The 15,558-nt window shown below is 67.8% G+C and carries 19 protein-coding genes; 9 read left to right on the plus strand and 10 right to left on the minus strand.

Annotation, left to right across the window (positions count from 1 at the left end):
• The first annotated feature begins 2 nt into the window (after positions 1-2).
• The 6 genes from M4578_RS20655 to M4578_RS20680 all read left to right on the plus strand — a co-directional run bounded on the left by M4578_RS20655 (position 3) and on the right by M4578_RS20680 (position 5,363).
• A complete protein-coding gene (locus M4578_RS20655; protein WP_258095117.1) occupies positions 3-815 on the plus strand; it encodes an ABC transporter permease in 813 nt (270 codons plus the stop codon).
• A 42-nt stretch (positions 816-857) separates the two neighbouring features.
• Positions 858-1,394 (plus strand): OsmC family protein, encoded by a 537-nt coding sequence (locus M4578_RS20660; RefSeq protein WP_258095118.1) that lies wholly within the window; start codon positions 858-860, stop codon positions 1,392-1,394.
• Between the two features lie 91 nt (positions 1,395-1,485).
• On the plus strand, positions 1,486-2,589 hold the full coding sequence (locus M4578_RS20665) for an acyl-CoA dehydrogenase family protein (RefSeq protein WP_258095119.1): 1,104 nt from the start codon (positions 1,486-1,488) through the stop codon (positions 2,587-2,589).
• Between the two features lie 139 nt (positions 2,590-2,728).
• Positions 2,729-3,586 (plus strand): sulfurtransferase, encoded by an 858-nt coding sequence (locus M4578_RS20670; protein ID WP_258095120.1) that lies wholly within the window; start codon positions 2,729-2,731, stop codon positions 3,584-3,586.
• Positions 3,587-3,625: 39 nt separating this feature from the next.
• Positions 3,626-4,078 (plus strand): cyanase, encoded by a 453-nt coding sequence (gene cynS / locus M4578_RS20675; RefSeq protein WP_258095121.1) that lies wholly within the window; start codon positions 3,626-3,628, stop codon positions 4,076-4,078.
• A gap of 52 nt (positions 4,079-4,130) precedes the next feature.
• On the plus strand, positions 4,131-5,363 hold the full coding sequence (locus M4578_RS20680; RefSeq protein ID WP_258095122.1) for an NAD(P)/FAD-dependent oxidoreductase: 1,233 nt from the start codon (positions 4,131-4,133) through the stop codon (positions 5,361-5,363).
• A gap of 27 nt (positions 5,364-5,390) precedes the next feature.
• Here M4578_RS20680 and M4578_RS20685 read toward each other — a convergent pair whose 3' ends face one another.
• A complete protein-coding gene (locus M4578_RS20685; RefSeq protein ID WP_258095123.1) occupies positions 5,391-7,244 on the minus strand; it encodes an ABC-F family ATP-binding cassette domain-containing protein in 1,854 nt (617 codons plus the stop codon).
• A 208-nt stretch (positions 7,245-7,452) separates the two neighbouring features.
• On the opposite strand from M4578_RS20685, the gene ndk reads away from it, so the two are divergent.
• Positions 7,453-7,875 carry a nucleoside-diphosphate kinase gene (gene ndk / locus M4578_RS20690; protein WP_258095124.1) on the plus strand — a complete coding sequence of 141 codons (423 nt, stop codon included), beginning with the start codon at positions 7,453-7,455 and terminating at the stop codon, positions 7,873-7,875.
• Positions 7,876-8,006: 131 nt separating this feature from the next.
• Here ndk and M4578_RS20695 read toward each other — a convergent pair whose 3' ends face one another.
• From M4578_RS20695 to M4578_RS20725, 7 genes are all read right to left on the minus strand, one after another.
• Entirely contained in the window at positions 8,007-8,348 is a 342-nt protein-coding gene (locus tag M4578_RS20695) for a TfoX/Sxy family protein (protein WP_258095125.1), read from the minus strand.
• Between the two features lie 3 nt (positions 8,349-8,351).
• Positions 8,352-9,539, minus strand: a complete 1,188-nt coding sequence (locus M4578_RS20700; protein ID WP_258095126.1) for a pyridoxal phosphate-dependent aminotransferase — start codon at positions 9,537-9,539, stop codon at positions 8,352-8,354.
• Between the two features lie 119 nt (positions 9,540-9,658).
• A complete protein-coding gene (locus M4578_RS20705) occupies positions 9,659-10,057 on the minus strand; it encodes a hypothetical protein (RefSeq protein WP_258095127.1) in 399 nt (132 codons plus the stop codon).
• Positions 10,057-10,374, minus strand: a complete 318-nt coding sequence (locus M4578_RS20710) for a hypothetical protein (protein ID WP_258095128.1) — start codon at positions 10,372-10,374, stop codon at positions 10,057-10,059. Before M4578_RS20710 ends, M4578_RS20705 begins: the two co-directional genes overlap by 1 nt.
• A complete protein-coding gene (locus M4578_RS20715) occupies positions 10,374-10,946 on the minus strand; it encodes an RNA polymerase sigma factor (protein WP_258095129.1) in 573 nt (190 codons plus the stop codon). Before M4578_RS20715 ends, M4578_RS20710 begins: the two co-directional genes overlap by 1 nt.
• An 83-nt stretch (positions 10,947-11,029) precedes the next feature.
• Positions 11,030-11,335: a hypothetical protein gene (locus tag M4578_RS20720; protein WP_258095130.1), complete on the minus strand. Its 306-nt coding sequence runs from the start codon at positions 11,333-11,335 to the stop codon at positions 11,030-11,032.
• Between the two features lie 73 nt (positions 11,336-11,408).
• Positions 11,409-11,825: an EF-hand domain-containing protein gene (locus tag M4578_RS20725; protein ID WP_258095131.1), complete on the minus strand. Its 417-nt coding sequence runs from the start codon at positions 11,823-11,825 to the stop codon at positions 11,409-11,411.
• Between the two features lie 463 nt (positions 11,826-12,288).
• Here M4578_RS20725 and M4578_RS20730 point away from each other — a divergent pair, with 463 nt between their 5' ends.
• Both M4578_RS20730 and M4578_RS20735 read left to right on the plus strand, forming a co-directional pair.
• Positions 12,289-12,894, plus strand: a complete 606-nt coding sequence (locus M4578_RS20730) for a biotin transporter BioY (RefSeq protein ID WP_258095132.1) — start codon at positions 12,289-12,291, stop codon at positions 12,892-12,894.
• 105 nt (positions 12,895-12,999) lie between these two features.
• On the plus strand, positions 13,000-13,755 hold the full coding sequence (locus tag M4578_RS20735) for a heme-dependent oxidative N-demethylase family protein (protein WP_258095133.1): 756 nt from the start codon (positions 13,000-13,002) through the stop codon (positions 13,753-13,755).
• On the opposite strand, the gene M4578_RS20740 is transcribed toward M4578_RS20735, so the two are convergent.
• Together M4578_RS20740 and M4578_RS20745 are read right to left on the minus strand one after the other, a co-directional pair.
• On the minus strand, positions 13,736-14,518 hold the full coding sequence (locus M4578_RS20740) for a hypothetical protein (RefSeq protein WP_258095134.1): 783 nt from the start codon (positions 14,516-14,518) through the stop codon (positions 13,736-13,738). The genes M4578_RS20735 and M4578_RS20740 overlap by 20 nt on opposite strands.
• A 132-nt stretch (positions 14,519-14,650) precedes the next feature.
• Positions 14,651-15,463, minus strand: coding sequence for a lytic murein transglycosylase (locus M4578_RS20745; protein ID WP_258095135.1), 813 nt, complete (start codon positions 15,461-15,463; stop codon positions 14,651-14,653).
• Positions 15,464-15,558 lie beyond the last annotated feature (95 nt).

Genomic DNA, 15,558 nt, shown 5'->3' on the forward strand with positions numbered 1-15,558 from the left:
CGATGGCCGACACCCCAAGCGTCAAGCTCGCGCTCCCGTCCATGGGCCGTCTGCGCGGCCTCGGCATGGGCGCGCTCGGCATCGCGGTGCTGCTGGGCCTCTGGTGGCTGGGCGGCTGGGCGGTGGCGAACGATCCCGACATGTTCGCCTTCGCCGATTTCGCCCCGGCGCCGACGCTTTCCGCGCTCTGGGACATCCTGAGGTCGGGCGAGGTCTTTGCGATGTCCGGCCCCTCGCTCTACCGCGTGGGCGCGGGGCTGCTGATCGCGGCGGCGCTGGGGGTGCCGGTGGGCATCGCCATCGGCCGCATCGACTGGCTGCGCGAGCTGACCAACGTGCCGTTCCAGTTCCTGCGGATGATCTCGCCGCTGAGCTGGATGCCCATCGCGGTCATGGTCTACGAGACCTGGGACGGCGCCATCGTCTTTCTGATCGGGGTGGCGGCGATCTGGCCGATCCTGTTCAGCACCGCCGCAGGGGTGCGCCGCATCGACCCGAGCTGGCTCAAGGTGGCGCGCAACCTGGGCGCCAACCCGATCCACATGCTCTTTGTGGTGATCCTGCCCGCCATCGCGGTGGATGTGCTGACCGGTATCCGGCTGGCGCTGGGGGTGGCCTGGGTGGTGCTGGTGCCCGCCGAATATCTCGGCGTCACCTCGGGGCTCGGCTACGCCATCAACGACGCCCGCGACACGCTGGATTACGCGCGCCTCGCCGCCGTGGTGGTGGTGATCGGGGCGATCGGCTTCGCCCTCGATTACGCCTGCGCGGCGCTCATCAAACGTTTCAACTGGGTGCGCGACAGCGCGCACTGACCGATCCACCAGACAGACGACTGTTTCATAAAGGAGGAAACCATGTCTGAACCCGCAACCGCACTGACCGGCTGCCTTGCGCCGATCGACAAGACCGGGCTCGACGGCCTGATCGAGCAGGGCAAGGCCAACCCCAAAGCCGTCAAGACGCTGAAATGCAAGACCGTTGCCGAGGGCCGCTTCCGCCACGCCAACTATATCCGCGATCTCGATCCCTATATCGTGGACGAGCCGCCCGGGCTTCTGGGCGACGACACCGCGCCGAACCCCTCCGAGGCCTCGCTGGCCGCTCTGGGCTCCTGCGTTGCCGTCGGCCTGCACGCCAACGCCATCGCCCGCGGCATCACCATCCAGTCCCTGGAACTGGTGCTTGAGGGCGATCTGAACATCACCGCCGTCTGGGGCACGGGCGACGTGTCGGAGAAGCCGGTGGGCTTCACCGATGTGCGCATCAAGGTCGATATGAAGGCCGACTGCCCGCAAGAGGAAATCGACGCGCTGATCGCCCATGTGATCCAGTGGTCGCCGGTGTTCAACACCTTCTCGCGCCCCGTGAACATGGTCGCCGAGGCGGTCTGATCCGTCTGTCCCGCCCCCCGTTGCCGCGCGGCAGGGGGGCGGGGCCCACCCCATCCGTACCGACATGCCCGCCTTGCCAGGAGCCCCCGACATGAACATCGCCACCCCCCTGAACGTGGTCGATTTCGACGCCATCGAGCGGATCTCGAAAACCGATCTCGCCCCCATCGCTCGCAAGATCGACGAAGAGCGTATCTATCCCGAAGAGATCATGCGCGCCCTGGGCGCGGCGGGGGCCTATGGCACCCATATCGGCGGCAGCGACGCGGCGACCGATCTGTCCGAGGCGATCCTTGCGATGTCCCGGGCCTCGGAAACCTGTCTTTCGACCGGCTTCTGCATGTGGTGCCAGGATGCGCTGGCCTGGTACATCGCCTCGTCGGAAAACGACTGGCTGAAAACCAGCATCCTGCCCGGCGTGGCCAGGGGCGAGATCCTCGGCGGCACCGGCATGTCGAACCCGATGAAATCCATCGCCGAGATCGAGCCGCTGCGCCTCAAGGGCAAGCGCGTCGAGGGCGGCTATCAGGTCAAGGGCCTGCTGCCCTGGGTCTCGAACCTGTCCGACGGCGGCTATTTCGGCGTGATGTTCTCGGTCGAGGAGGGCGACGCGGTCAAGACCGTCATGGCCATCGCCCATGCGGACGAGGCCAAGGGCGTGCGTCTGAAGCTCGACCACGAATTTGTCGCCATGGGCGGCACGGCCACGGTCAACGTCCAGTTCCGCGACGTGTTCATCCCCGACGAACAGGTGATCGGCGACCCGGCGCCGGCATTCATCAAGCGCATCCGCGGCGGCTTTGTGCTGCTGCAATGCGGCATGGCCGCCGGCATGATCAAAAGCGCCATCGACCTGATGGTGCAGGTCGAAAAGCCGCTGGGTCATGTGAACCGCTATCTCGAAAAGCAGCCGGCGGATTTCCAGGCGGAATACGATGCGCTGGTGGCCGAGGTGCTGGAGCTGTCGAAAACCCCTTATGACGAAAGCCCGGATTACTGGAAGCGCGTGCTTCAGGCGCGGCTGACCGGCGGCGAGCTGGCGGTCGAGGCGGCGCATTACGCCATGCTGCATTGCGGGGCGCGCGGCTATGTCAGCCAGGGCGTGGCGCAGCGGCGGCTGCGCGAAGCCTATTTCGTGGCCATCGTGACCCCCGCGACCAAGCACCTGCGCAAGATGCTGGCCGAGCTGGGCTGATCCGTCCCGGATCCTTGGAAAACCGCAACGGCGGCGCGCGATCCGCGCCGCCGGACGGGGAAGAACGGCCCGGACACAGGGCCGCGGAAGACCGACGAAGATTTGCGAACAGGACTCCCAACAGAGAGGAAATGCCGAAATGACGTCTGCCCTTGTCACTCCCGAAGAGCTGTCGAAAATGGTCGATGCCGAGGTTGCCGTGGTGATCGACACCCGCGACCCCGAAAGCTACGCCGCGGGCCATATCCCCGGCGCGGTCAACATGCATGACATCTTCACCTATCTCGCCACCTCCGACGCCTCGGGCATGTCCGAGCTGAAAGAGAAATTCGCCGCCGAATTCGGCGCGGCGGGGCTCGACGGCGAAAAGACCGCCGTGATCTACGAAGCCTCGATGAACACCGGCTTCGGCCAGTCCTGCCGGGGCTTCTATCTGCTGAGCTTCCTCGGCTATCCCAAGGTCAAGGTGCTGCATGGCGGCTTTGCCGCCTGGACGACCGAGGGCATGCCCGTCTCGACCGAAGCGGTCACGCCGGTGCCGGGCAGCTTCGAGATCGACGAGGCCGCCGCCGCGATCATGATGGATGCCGAGGACATGAAGGCCGCCATCGCGGACGAGGGGGCCGTCATCCTCGACGTGCGCGACATCGACGAATGGATCGCCACCTCGTCTTCGCCCTATGGCGTCGATTTCTGCCCGCGCAAGGGCCGCATCCCCGGTGCCGTCTGGATCGAATGGTATCGCATGATGAAGCCCACCGCGCTTGGCCCGATGCTGAAATCCAAGGACGAGGTGCTGGCCGAATGCGCCACCGTCGGCATCACGCCCGACACGCCGGTCAAGCTCTATTGCTTCAAGGGCGCGCGTGCCTCGAACACCTTCCTCGCGCTGAAAGAGGCGGGGGTGAAGGATGTCGCGATCTATTTCGGCTCGTGGAACGAATGGTCGCGCGACCCGTCCCTGCCGATCGAGGAAGGGCTGCCCTTCGGCGCCTGATCTTCAAACGATACCAACCACCTGAACGGAGACCTTACCATGACCACCCGTGCCGAGCTGACCGAGAAAATCGTCGCGCACAAGACCTTCAACGACATCAAATGGGCCGATGTGGCCGCTGCTGTCGGCCAGTCCAAGGAATGGACCACCGCCGCGCTGATGGGGCAGATCTCGCTCACCAAGGAGCAGATCGAAAAGGCCGGCAACGCGATGGGCCTCAACTTCTCGGACGAGGAAATCGCGCTGCTGATGACCGTGCCCTATCGCGGCTCGCTGCCCACTGCCGTGCCCACCGATCCGCTGATCTACCGCCTTTACGAAGTGGTGAACGTCTACGGCACCACCATGAAGGCGCTGATCGAGGAAGAGTTCGGCGACGGCATCATGTCGGCCATCGACTTCACCATGGACATCTCGCGCACCGAAGACCCCAAGGGCGACCGCGTGAAGATCGTGCTCGACGGCAAGTTCCTGCCCTACAAGATGTATTGATCCCGTCGCGGGGGCGGTCATGGCCGCCCCCGGACCCTCGGAGGATTTTCCCATGACCCATATCGCGATCGTGGGCGCGGGCCAGGCGGGCTCGGCGCTGGCGGCGAAACTGCGCGCGCTGACATTCGACGGGCGCATCAGCCTGATCGGCGAAGAGCCCGCGCCGCCTTATCAGCGCCCGCCGCTGTCGAAGAAATACATGTCGGGCGAGATGGCGCTGGAACGGCTCTATCTGCGTCCCGAGAGCTTTTACGCCGAGCAGGAGATCGCGCTGCGCACGGGCTGCCGGGTCACCGGGCTGTCGGCGGAGACGCGGCAGCTTGCGCTGACGGGGGGCGAGACGCTCGATTGCGATGCGGTGGTGCTGTGCACCGGGGCCGCGCCGATCCGTCTGCCCGCCGCCATCGGCGGCGATTTGGCTGGCGTCCATGTGATGCGCAGCCTTGCCGATGCCGATGCCATGGCGCCGGAATTCGGTGCCGGACGTCATGTTCTGATCGTGGGCGGCGGCTATATCGGTCTTGAGGCCGCGGCGGTGGCCGCCGCCAAGGGGCTGAAGGTCACGCTGGTGGAAATGGCGCCGCGCATTCTGGCGCGGGTCGCGGCCCCCGAGACCGCCGCCTATTTCCGCGCGCTGCATCGCGGGCACGGGGTCGAGATCCTCGAAGGCACGGGGCTGACCGGGCTGACCGGGCGCGATGGCCGCGTATGCGAGGCAACGCTCACCGACGGGCGCCGGATCGCGGTGGATTTCGTGATCGCCGGGATCGGGGTGCGCCCCGACACCGCGCTGGCCGAGGCGGCCGGTCTGGCGCTGGAGGACGGGATTGCCGTCGATGCGCTGGGGCAGAGCTCGGCGCCGGGCATTTATGCGGCGGGCGATTGCGCCTCGTTTCCCTGGCGGGGCGGGCGGCTGCGGCTGGAAAGCGTGCCGAATGCCATCGACCACGCCGAGGCGGTGGCCGCCACGCTTATGGGGCAGGGCGCGCCCTATGTGCCAAGGCCCTGGTTCTGGTCCGATCAATACGATGTGAAACTCCAGATCGCCGGGCTGAACAGCGGTTACGACCGGGTTATTCACCGCCCCGGCGACAGGCCCGGCGCGCAAAGCCACTGGTATTTCCGGGGCACGACCCTGCTGTCGGTGGATGCGATGAACGATCCGCGCGCCTATATGGCGGGCAAGCGGTTGATCGACGCCGGAAAATCGCCGCTGATCGACGCGGTGGCCGATCCTGGAACGGCGCTGAAGGCGCTGCCGCTCGCCACGGCGGAACCGGCCTGACCCGGTGCCGAGGGGCGCTTGCGCCCCTCAGGCGGCCTGCGCCGCCTCCAGCTTTTCCAGCGCCGCTTCCCAAAGCGCCTCGGCGCGGTGAAGCCCGTCCATGACCTCGGCGTATTTCTTGTTCCAGGTCGCCAGCTCGCCCGCCCGCGTGTCTTCGTAAAGCGCGGGATCGGCGAGCTTGGTGGCGAGTTTCTCGCGCATCTCCTCGATCTTCTCGACCCGCGCCTCGCATTTGCGCACCTCGGCGCGCAGCGCGAGGATCTCGTCGCGCGTGGGTTTCGGCGCCTTGGGCGCGGCGGCTTTCTCCGCCTTGGCGGGCTTTTCCTGCGTCAGCAGCATGGCGCGATAGGCGTCGAGATCCTCGTCATAGGGGGTGACGGTGCCGTCCTTGACCAGCCACAGCCGGTCGGCGACGAGGCTCAGCAGATGCATGTCGTGGCTCACCAGGATCACCGCGCCGGAATAATCGGTCAGCGCCTCGACCAGCGCCTCGCGGCTTTCGATGTCGAGGTGGTTGGTGGGCTCGTCGAGGATCAGCATATGCGGCGCATCCAGCGTCGCCAGCAGCAGCGACAGCCGCGCCTTCTGCCCGCCGGAAAGCCGGCCCACCTCGGTCTCCGCCTGCGCCGCCATCAGCCCGAAGCCCGCGAGCTGCGCGCGCAGCCTTGCGGGCGGCGTGTCGGGACGTTCGCGCTGGAGGTGCTGGAGCGGGGTTTCGTCGAGATAGAGCTCGTCCACCTGGTGCTGGGCGAAATAGCCGATGCGCAGCTTGGAGCTGCGGGTCATCTTGCCCTCCATCAGCGGCAGCCGGTCGGCCAGCAGCTTCGAGAGCGTCGATTTGCCCTGACCGTTGCGGCCCAAGAGCGCAATCCGGTCGTCCTGGTCGATGCGCAGCGTCAGTTTCTTCAGCACCTGCCTGTCGCCATAGCCGGTGGCGCCGCCCTCCAGCGCCACGATGGGGGGCGACAGCGCATCGGGCTGCGGGAAGGTGAAGACGCGCTTGGCGGCGTCCTCGGGCGCGGTGATGGTCTCCATCTTGGCGATCATCTTGAGCCGCGCCTGCGCCTGCTTGGCCTTGCTGGCCTTGGCGCGGAACCGGTCCACGAAGCTTTGCAGATGGGCGCGGCGCTCGTCCTGCTTGCGCGCGGCGGCGGCCTGCACCGCGCGGCGCTCGGCCCGTGTGCGGGCGAAGGTGTCGTAGCCGCCCTGATAAAGCGTCAGCTTGCGCGCCTCCAGATGCAGGATCGCGCCCACGGCGCGGTTCAGCAGCCCGCGGTCGTGGCTGATCACGATCACCGTATGCGGGTAGCGCATCAAGTAGCTTTCCAGCCAGAGCGCGCCCTCGAGGTCGAGATAGTTGGTCGGTTCGTCGAGCAGCAGCAGATCCGGCTCGGCAAAAAGCACGCCCGCCAGCGCCAGCCGCATCCGCCAGCCGCCGGAGAAATCCGAGCTCGGGCGCTGCTGGTCGGCCTCGCTGAACCCCAGCCCCTTGAGGATCGCGGCCGCACGCCCCTCCGCCGACCAGGCGTCGATATCGGCAAGCCGCGTCTGCACCTCGGCGATGCGGTGCGGGTCGGTGGCGGTCTCGGCCTCGGCCATCAGCGCGGCGCGCTCGGTATCGGCGGCCAGCACCGTCTCGATCAGCGACATGTCGTTCGCCGGCGCCTCCTGCGCCACGCCGCCGATGCGGGCGCGCTCGGGCAGCGAGATCTCGCCGCCATCCAGCGTCAGCTCGCCCCGGATCAGCCGGAAGAGCGTGGTCTTGCCGGCGCCGTTCGGCCCCACGAGACCGACCTTGTGACCGGCGGGAATCACGGCGGAGGCGCCCTCGAACAGAGGCCGGCCCTCGATGGAAAAGGAGATGTCGTCGATGCGTAACATGTGCGCGCTCTATCAGAGGCCGCAGGGCGCGGAAATCCCCTATGCTCTTCATCTTTCCGAAAATACTCCGGCGCGGCGCGGGGGGAGGGCCGCATCGCTGCCGCCGCGGCCCGGTTTCCAGGTCTTCCCAATCCGCCCCCCCCGTGCTAACGCCCGCAGCAGAGAATACCGGCCGGGCCCTTTGCCCGGCCTTTCAATGGAGACCAACATGTCCGTCGAACGTACCCTTTCGATCATCAAGCCCGATGCCACCCGCCGCAACCTCACCGGCAAGATCAATGCGAAGTTCGAGGAAGCGGGGCTGCGCATCGTCGCGCAGAAACGCATCCAGCTCACCAAGGCGCAGGCGGGCGAGTTCTACAAGGTGCACGCCGAGCGTCCCTTCTATGACGAGCTCTGCGAGTTCATGGCTTCCGAGCCGGTCGTGGTGCAGGTGCTGGAAGGCGATGGTGCCATCGCGAAGAACCGCGAAGTGATGGGCGCCACCAACCCCGCCGATGCCGCAGAGGGCACCATCCGCGCCGAATTCGCCGAGTCGGTCGGCGAGAACTCGGTGCACGGCTCCGACGCGCCGGAAACCGCCGCCGTCGAGATCGCCTATTTCTTCTCGGGCCTCGAGCTGGTCGGCTGAGCCCTTCGGCACAGCGCCCAGACTACTCCGATCGCGAAACGGGCGCCCCGCAGGGGCGCCCGTTTTCGCGTTGTGCCGGGGGTGTTCCCGGCGAGAAGCCCCGCAAGGGGCGCCGAGCGCGCGCCGGAGGGCTAGGTTTTGCGGGGCGGCAGCACGCCGATCTCGTTCAGCACCGCCTCGAGCCCGCTCAGCGGCGCGGCCTGGCCCGCGACCTCGGCGCAAAGCGCATCGAAACGCGCGCGCAGCGCCTCTTTCTCCTTGCCTTGGCAATCGTTCCACGGCCGGCCCTGCAAGGCCATATGCATCACGTAATAGCCGATGAAATGCGGCTTGGTGCCGGCGCGCAGCAGCCGCGCATAGGCCGCATGGGCGCCGAGCTCGCGCAGGGTCTCGGCATCGGGAATGCCGGCCCGGGCGCAGGCGGCCTCGACCGCCGGTCCCAGGTTGCGGATCGAGGACACCGGCGTGCCCATGGTTCAGGCCGCGACCGCGCGGGTCTCGGCGAAGGCGCAGAGCGTTTCCAGCGCGGCGGCGAAGTCCGCGTCGGGCACGGTCATGGCGACACGGACGAAGCCCGCCGCCGAGGCGCCGAAACTTTCCCCCGGCATCACCGCGATCCGCCGCTCGTCGAGCAGCGCATGGGCAAAGCTCTCGCCCGAGAGGCCGGTGGCGCGGATGTCGAGAAACAGATACATCGCCCCGCCCGAAGGCACGAGCCCGACGCTGTTCTGCTGGGCGAGGATCTGCTGCGCCAGCGCGCGGCGGCGGCGGAAGGGCTCGGCGATGCGCGTCTCCAGCGGCGTGCCCTGCCGCAACGCGAAAAGCGCCGCGTCCTGGATATAGCCGGGCACGCCATAGGTGGTGTTCACCGACAGATCGTAGAGCCGCGCGATGGCCTCTTCCGGCCCCGCGACCCAGCCGATGCGGCTTCCGGTCATGGCATGGCTCTTCGACATCGAGCCGATCACCAGCGTGCGCGCCGCCATGCCGGGCAGGGCGCGGGGCGACAGATGCGCCCCCTCCCAGATCTGCGTGTCATAGACCTCGTCCGAGATCAGCCAGAGATCCGCCGCCTCGGCGGCCTGCGCGATCCCCTCCAGCGTGGCGCGCGGATAGATCGCGCCGCTGGGGTTGTTGGGCGTGTTGATCAGCAGCGAGGCGGCGCCGGTCTCCTGCGCGGCCTCGGCGATGCGTTGCGGGTCGGGCAGGAAGGCCCGCGCCGGGTCGGTGGCGATGGCGCGCGGGCGCGCGCCCACGGCGCGCAGCGTGCCGGGATAGGTGGCGTAATGCGGGTCGATGAACAGCGCCGTGTCGCCGGGATCGCAGGCGGCCATATGCGCGGCAAACAGCGCCGCCTGGCCGCCGGGGGTGATCAGCACATTGGCGCGCGAGGTGGCAACGCCGCTGCGGGCGGCGATGCGCGCGGCCACCGCGTCGCGCAGCGCATCGGTGCCGGGGATCGCCGAATAGCCGGTGTGGCCGCCGGCGGCGGCCTCGGCCATGGCGCGCAGGATCTCCGGATCGGTGCGGATGTCGTGTTCGCCGATGGTCAGCTCGATGACCGGCTCGCCGGCCTCGGCCATGCGGCGCGCCTTGAGGAACACCTCCCAGCCGTCGGAGCCGCCGTCGTTCAGCGTGGAAATGCGGTTGGACAGGCGTGGCATGGCAGGGCTCCCGATCGGTCTGGCCCGGTCTTGCCACCGGGGCGAAGTGGGGACAAGGGGTGTTGTCGGACAGGGGCCCCCGCCGCGCGCGGGACGGTGCGCGGGCAGGGGCAACGGCCTCAGCCGTCTTCCGAGGCGCGGGCGACAAGCACGACCAGCACCACGTCCTGAACCAGCCGCAGCGTGGTGTCGGCATCGCCGCGGAAGCGCTCCATCGCGGCCTCGACCGCGGCCTTGTCGAAGGGCCGCGCGGTGCCCGCCGCGACGATGGCGGCACGGGTGCTGGCCAGGTCGCGCAGCGCCGGGCGCAGCGTGTCGCCATTCGCCGCCAGCGCGTCGCGCAGATCCTTGCGGATCTCGCGGGAGAAGAACGCGTCCTCCGCCGCAGGGCCCAGCAGGTCGGCGCGCATCGACTGGAAGCGCAGCAGCGCCCCCGCCGTCAGCGCATTGCCCAGCAGCGAGACCGTCAGCACGGCGACAAGCGCGATGCGGCCCGTGTTGCGTTTGATCCGCTCCATCACAGGCCTCCGGCAAAGCCGAGCAGCTCGGCAAGGGCGCTGGCAAAGACCATCTCCTCGCCGCCGAGAAGCGGCAGCGCGGCGTATCCCAGCGCCACTGCGCCCAGCAGCAGCAGCCCATAGCCCGCCGCGACCGGGCCGGGATGGCTCAGCACCTCGGCCAGAGGCTCGGCGCGCTGCGGATGCGCCTCTTCCTCGGCGAGCCGGGTCAGCACCGCGCGGGCCAGCGGCGGGGTCTCGACCGGCATCTCCTCTTTCAGCGCGGCGCTCAGGGCCTTGTCGAAAGCGGTGTCATCGAAAGCGTCGTCTTGCGTCATCAGGGCCTCCTCTCCTCCATATCGTCCGGGTCGAGCTGCCGGCGCAGGGTGGCGCGGGCGCGGACCAGAAGTTGTTCCACCGCGCCGGCGCTCACCCCCATGGCGGAGGCGATCTCGGCGGTGCTCAGGTCGCCGGCCGCGCGGAGCAGAATCGCGCGGCGCTGGCGGTCGGGGAGCTCCGCGATGGCGTCGCGCGTGCGCGCCAGCCGGTCGCGGCTCTCGTGGATGGCGGCCGCGCCCGGGCCGTCATCGCTCATCTCGTCGGTCGCTTCCAAACCGATGAATCGGCGAAAGCGGGTGCGGCGGCTGCGGTCGATACAGTGGTTGACCGCGATCCGGTAGAGCCAGGTCGACACCGCCGCCTTGCCCGGGTCGTAGCGTCCGGCATTGCGCCAGGCCTTGAGAAAGACCTCCTGCACGACATCCTCGGCCTCCGAGGGCGCGTCGAGCATCTGCGCGGCATAGCGGGTCAGGCCCGGCCCGTAGAGAGCCACGAGCCGTCCCAGCGCCCGCCGGTCGCCTTGCGCCATGGCGGCCATCGCCGCCTGCGCCTCTGTCGCGCGTTGATCCATATGCGTCAGCTTTGGCCCTTGCCATCCGGGGCGCAAGGGCCCGGCAGCCCGCCACCGAGGGGCGGCGGGCTGCCGGCGGATCCTTACTTCGTCACCAGGCGGGTGCGGGTGCCGCTCTGGCCGCCGGGGCCGGTGGTGGTGACCGAGGTTGCCGAGGCGCCGTTGCCGCTCACGCGGGTGCGGTCCTTGCCCCAAGTGGCCGACTGGCCGCCGGCGGTGGTCGCCGTGGTGCTTGTCGCGCAGTTCGCGGTGCCGGCGCTGCGGTCGCAATCGCGCGATTTCTGCACCGTGCCGCCATTGCCATTGGTCACGGTGACGTTCTGTGCGGGCAGGGCGGTTGCGGCCATGAGCGGCAGGGCGAGGATGGCGAAGAAGCGAACGGTTTTCATGTCTGGTCCTTTCAAAGACGGGGTAGAGCCAAGATCTTGGGATGACGTGTTGTGTTGAGGGTTGCGGGAGGGGTTATTGCCGGTAGGCGGCGAGGAAACGGGCGATGCGGTTGTATTCCGCGACGCTGATCACGCCGTCATTGTTGCGGTCGGCCATGTCGAAACCACGGGTCTGCGACGTGTATTCGGCCAGGGTGAGCAGCCCGTCGCCATTGGCATCCTGATCCCAGATGCGCTTGTCGGACTGCATGGTGCGCTTGCCGGGCAGGGCCTGGCGGGCGGTCTCGATCTCGGCCGCGGTGATGGTGCCGCTGCGGTCCGCGTCGATCCGGTCGAACATGCTGACCCGCAGTTGCAGGAATTCGTTGCCGTCGATCACGCCGTCGCCATTGGCGTCGAGCTGTATGAAGATCGAGTCTTGCGCCAGCGCCGCCCCGGGGATCAGGGCCAGCGCAAAGGCGGCGCGGGTTATGGTCTGTCTCACTGTCATGAATGCCTCCGACTGAGTGTGCTTTCACATAGGGATACGCCCGGGCCGCGCGCCCCTTACGCCGGGCGCCGATTTTTTTCCCGCGGCGACGTGTTTTTTTGTCCCGGGGCGGGGGGGGCCGGGAACCGTCAAGAGAGGCGGCGAAAAAGCTGTGTGGATCTAATGACTTGCGCGGACGGCCTCGCGCCTGTCCGGTCCTGCGCCGGCATATGGCCCTCTGCTGCGCTTCCGGTGGGCAGGCGGGTGACACCGCGTCTATGCAGGTGCCAGAGGATCCCCGAGATCTGCGAGTAGAGCCGTCCTGCCATGCGGAACCGGTCCCGTGGCAAGGCGCGGATTTCTTAGCTCCTGCAAAGTCGCGGTTTGCAAATTATCCGTGCATTCGCCGTGCAAGATGACTTGCGATACCGGGGCGCTTCGTGCAGAAAATCGTGAAATGGAGATGAAAAAAGGGGGACACCCGATGAACATCGCGCAGAACCGGTCTGTACTGGTTGAAAGTTTCGGTGCCACGGAAGGCACCGCGCTGCGGCTCAAGCAGGCCGCGCTGGTGGTGGCGGGGATCGCGCTGCTGGCGATCTGTGCCAAGATCAAGGTGCCGGTGCCCGGCTCGCCTGTGGCCATGAACCTCGGCACCTTCGCCGTGCTGACCTTTGGTGCCGCCTATGGCCCGCGCCTCGGCCTGGCCACAATCATGGGCTACATGATCCTCGGGATGCTGGGTTTTGACATCTTTCAAAGCTCGACCGCCGATCTGAACGGCATCGAATACATGATGGGCAGCACCGGCGGCTATCTTGTCGGCTATGTCATCGCCACCGTGCTGATGGGGATGCTGGCGCGCGCCGGCTGGGACCGTTCGGCGCCGAAGATGGCGCTGGCGATGCTTGCGGGCAATGTGGTGCTTTACGTGCCGGGCCTGATCTGGCTGGGCATGCTCTATGGCTGGGACAAGCCGATCCTGGAATGGGGCCTGACGCCCTTCCTGCTGGGCGACGCCATCAAGCTGGCGCTGGCCGCGCTGATGCTGCCCGCCGTCTGGGCGCTGGTGGGCCGCGCTCGCGGCTGACCAACCGCCTGAAAGAAAGGCATTTTACGCGGCGCGGGAGTTTCCCGCGCCGCGTTTCTTTTGCGCCCTCTTGCGGCGGTTCCGGGCGGGCGCTAGGCAAGGGCCATGATCCTGCAAGACCGCCTTCCCTACGATCTGTCCACCGCGCGCCCGCTGCCCAATATCGGGCCCGTCGCCATGGCCGACTGGCTGCTGGTGGACGAAGCCTATGCCGGCCAGATGGCCGAGCGCGAGCGCCTGCTCGACACCCGGCGCGAGGCGGTTCTGCAACTCGACCCGCAGGCGCGGCCGGTGGCCGATGAGCTGCTGGACACGGTTCTGGAGGCGCTTCCCGCCGGGTTCGCGCGGGATGCCGAGACGGTGCGGCGCCCCGATGGCGTTACCGTGCGGCTCGACCGCGACGATCCGATGGGCACGCTGGGGCGGCTGGTGCAGGAAGACCTCTGCCTGCTCGAGAAGCGCCCGGGCAGCGACGAACACGTTCTGACCGGGGCGGTGCTGTGTTTTCCGGCGGGCTGGCGGCTGGCGATGAAGATGATGCGACCGCTGACCGCGATCCACATCCCGATTCCCGAGTATGACGCGGGCATCGCGAAACGGGTGCAGCGGCTGTTCGACGGGGTGCAGCCGGGGCGTCCGCTGATGCGCTTCAACCGGCTCTGGTACGACGATCCGGCGCTGTTCCAGCCCGGGCCGCGGCGCGACAACAACGATCGCGGCAAACCCGAAAGCGCCGCCTTCTTCCGCTCCGAGCGGCAATGTCTGGTGCGGCTGCCGGAAAGCCGGGCGGTGGTGTTCTCGATTCACACCTTCTTGCTGCCGCGTGCGGCTGCGCTGGCGCTTAACGCATCAGCCCCTTGAAGAAATTGCCGACGAAATTGCTGTTGTGAAGCACGGCGACAAGCGCCGTCAGCGACAGGATGCGCGTGGCCAGACGGAAATCCATGCCGCGCAGCAATCCGATCCCCCAGCGTAGCGCCGAGACCGGCGCCAGGACCAGCCCAGTCATCCCGCCGCCGCTGCGGGCCGGGAGGGGAGTGTCCATTTCCGGATCGACCGCGCGGCCATAGACCGTTTCCGCCGCCTTGCCGATGGTGGTGGCCGCCTCTTGCGTGTCGCGGGCGGTGTTGGCGGCCTCCGCCTCGGCCTGGAGCATGGCGGCGCGGATGCTGTCGGCCAGCGCCTGTTCCTCGTCGCGCTCGATGGGCGCGAGCGTCTTGCGGCGCGGGGAGACATAGCTGTGCAGGCGGATGAAATCCTCGGCCTCGATCACGCTGTCCGAGGAAAACCATTCGATCTGATCCGCCGGGCAGCGTTCGAGCACCGAAAGCACGATCTGCGCGAGGATATGGGCGGCCTGTTCGCCCTCGGGCTGCGCGCCGTCGCGGGAGATGAGGCGCAGCGTGGCGCGCGGGCGGGTATCCTCTGCGCGCGGGGGCCTGACCGCGATGCCGAACCGGTCCGCCATCACCGCCGGCCGCTTCTTCGACCGGCGGACAGGCTGGCCCGACGCACCGTCGAGCCGCGCCAGAACGCCGGCGGCGGCCGCCAGGCATTTCCGGATGTCGAAGGCGGCATGATCCGGCAGGATCAGACCGGCATAGGGGTAATCGGGGGCGTCCATCACACTGGTCCCTGGTTCGGTTCAAGATCGAAGAATGATCTGAACAATAGGAATCAAATGCGGCTGGACGATGCCGGTCTTGAGGCATTTAGATGGCGTTAACCTTAACGGCCCGGCGCGCCGGGCGCCGTGTTACCCGTCGATCTTGGCCGCGACCAGCGCGATGGCCTGCTGATAGACGGTGGCGGCGTTCCATTCGTTCAGCACCCGGAAGTTGGACGTGCCCTGATTATAGGGCTGTCCCGGACGCCAGCCTTTCTGCCGCAGGAAATTGGCGGTGGAGGCCAGCGCATCTGCCTCGTTGTAGAAATCCACCCGCCCGTCGCCATTGGCATCGACACCGTAGCGCAGCGCGTTGCCGGGCAGGAACTGGGTGTGACCGAGCTCGCCGTGGAACGCGCCTTTCTGGCTGGGCGAGAGCATGCCCTTGTCGACCATCTTCAGCGCCGCGATGGCATGCGGGGTGAAGAAGGACGACCGGCGGCAATCATAGGCCACGGTGGTGATCGACGAGACCACGGGCGTGCTGCCCATGGTGCGGCCAAAGCCGGTCTCCATGCCGTGGATCGCCAGCAGGATCCCGGCGGGCACGCCATAGCGCTGTTCGAGCGCCTGATAGAACCCGGGATTGCGGTTCATCCGTTTCCGCGCGGTGGCGGCGAAGCCGTCGACCGAGCCGAGCCGGATGCGGATGAAGTCGTTGAGCGCGTATTTCACGCCCTTCTGGTTGCGGTCCGCGTTGATCGTGCCGGTGGAATAGCTCGCGGCCATCAGCGCCTGAATGCCGCGCTGGCCGACACCGGCCCGCTGCGCCTCGGCGGCGAATTCGCGTTTCCAGGCCTCGAAACCGCTGGCGGTGTTGCCGCAGCTTGCCGCCTGCGCCGCGCCGGCGGTGCTCAGGCCGAGGATGGCGGCGGCGGCGAGTTTGAAAATAACGCGGGACATGGATCGCTCTCCGGAAAATACAGTCTTTTCGCAGAGGACGTTAGCTCAGCGTGTCGGCGGGGCAAACAAAAAAAGCCGGGCCTGACGTCGCGGCC

It is taken from the genome of Salipiger pentaromativorans, assembly GCF_024721115.1.
GTDB classification, from domain to species: Bacteria; Pseudomonadota; Alphaproteobacteria; order Rhodobacterales; family Rhodobacteraceae; genus Salipiger; species Salipiger pentaromativorans.

What these genes read in the sequence shown, in the direction of transcription:
- M4578_RS20660 (WP_258095118.1), top strand. Translation starts at nt 858, where the DNA reads ATGTCTGAACCCGCAACCGCACTGACCGGCTGCCTTGCGCCGATCGAC.
- M4578_RS20730 (WP_258095132.1), top strand. Translation starts at nt 12,289, where the DNA reads ATGAACATCGCGCAGAACCGGTCTGTACTGGTTGAAAGTTTCGGTGCC.
- M4578_RS20720 (WP_258095130.1), bottom strand. Translation starts at nt 11,335, where the DNA reads ATGAAAACCGTTCGCTTCTTCGCCATCCTCGCCCTGCCGCTCATGGCC.
- M4578_RS20745 (WP_258095135.1), bottom strand. Translation starts at nt 15,463, where the DNA reads ATGTCCCGCGTTATTTTCAAACTCGCCGCCGCCGCCATCCTCGGCCTG.
- M4578_RS20700 (WP_258095126.1), bottom strand. Translation starts at nt 9,539, where the DNA reads ATGCCACGCCTGTCCAACCGCATTTCCACGCTGAACGACGGCGGCTCC.
- M4578_RS20740 (WP_258095134.1), bottom strand. Translation starts at nt 14,518, where the DNA reads ATGGACGCCCCCGATTACCCCTATGCCGGTCTGATCCTGCCGGATCAT.
- M4578_RS20665 (WP_258095119.1), top strand. Translation starts at nt 1,486, where the DNA reads ATGAACATCGCCACCCCCCTGAACGTGGTCGATTTCGACGCCATCGAG.
- M4578_RS20710 (WP_258095128.1), bottom strand. Translation starts at nt 10,374, where the DNA reads ATGACGCAAGACGACGCTTTCGATGACACCGCTTTCGACAAGGCCCTG.
- M4578_RS20655 (WP_258095117.1), top strand. Translation starts at nt 3, where the DNA reads ATGGCCGACACCCCAAGCGTCAAGCTCGCGCTCCCGTCCATGGGCCGT.
- M4578_RS20670 (WP_258095120.1), top strand. Translation starts at nt 2,729, where the DNA reads ATGACGTCTGCCCTTGTCACTCCCGAAGAGCTGTCGAAAATGGTCGAT.
- ndk (WP_258095124.1), top strand. Translation starts at nt 7,453, where the DNA reads ATGTCCGTCGAACGTACCCTTTCGATCATCAAGCCCGATGCCACCCGC.
- M4578_RS20685 (WP_258095123.1), bottom strand. Translation starts at nt 7,244, where the DNA reads ATGTTACGCATCGACGACATCTCCTTTTCCATCGAGGGCCGGCCTCTG.
- M4578_RS20725 (WP_258095131.1), bottom strand. Translation starts at nt 11,825, where the DNA reads ATGACAGTGAGACAGACCATAACCCGCGCCGCCTTTGCGCTGGCCCTG.
- M4578_RS20680 (WP_258095122.1), top strand. Translation starts at nt 4,131, where the DNA reads ATGACCCATATCGCGATCGTGGGCGCGGGCCAGGCGGGCTCGGCGCTG.
- M4578_RS20715 (WP_258095129.1), bottom strand. Translation starts at nt 10,946, where the DNA reads ATGGATCAACGCGCGACAGAGGCGCAGGCGGCGATGGCCGCCATGGCG.
- M4578_RS20695 (WP_258095125.1), bottom strand. Translation starts at nt 8,348, where the DNA reads ATGGGCACGCCGGTGTCCTCGATCCGCAACCTGGGACCGGCGGTCGAG.
- M4578_RS20735 (WP_258095133.1), top strand. Translation starts at nt 13,000, where the DNA reads ATGATCCTGCAAGACCGCCTTCCCTACGATCTGTCCACCGCGCGCCCG.
- cynS (WP_258095121.1), top strand. Translation starts at nt 3,626, where the DNA reads ATGACCACCCGTGCCGAGCTGACCGAGAAAATCGTCGCGCACAAGACC.
- M4578_RS20705 (WP_258095127.1), bottom strand. Translation starts at nt 10,057, where the DNA reads ATGGAGCGGATCAAACGCAACACGGGCCGCATCGCGCTTGTCGCCGTG.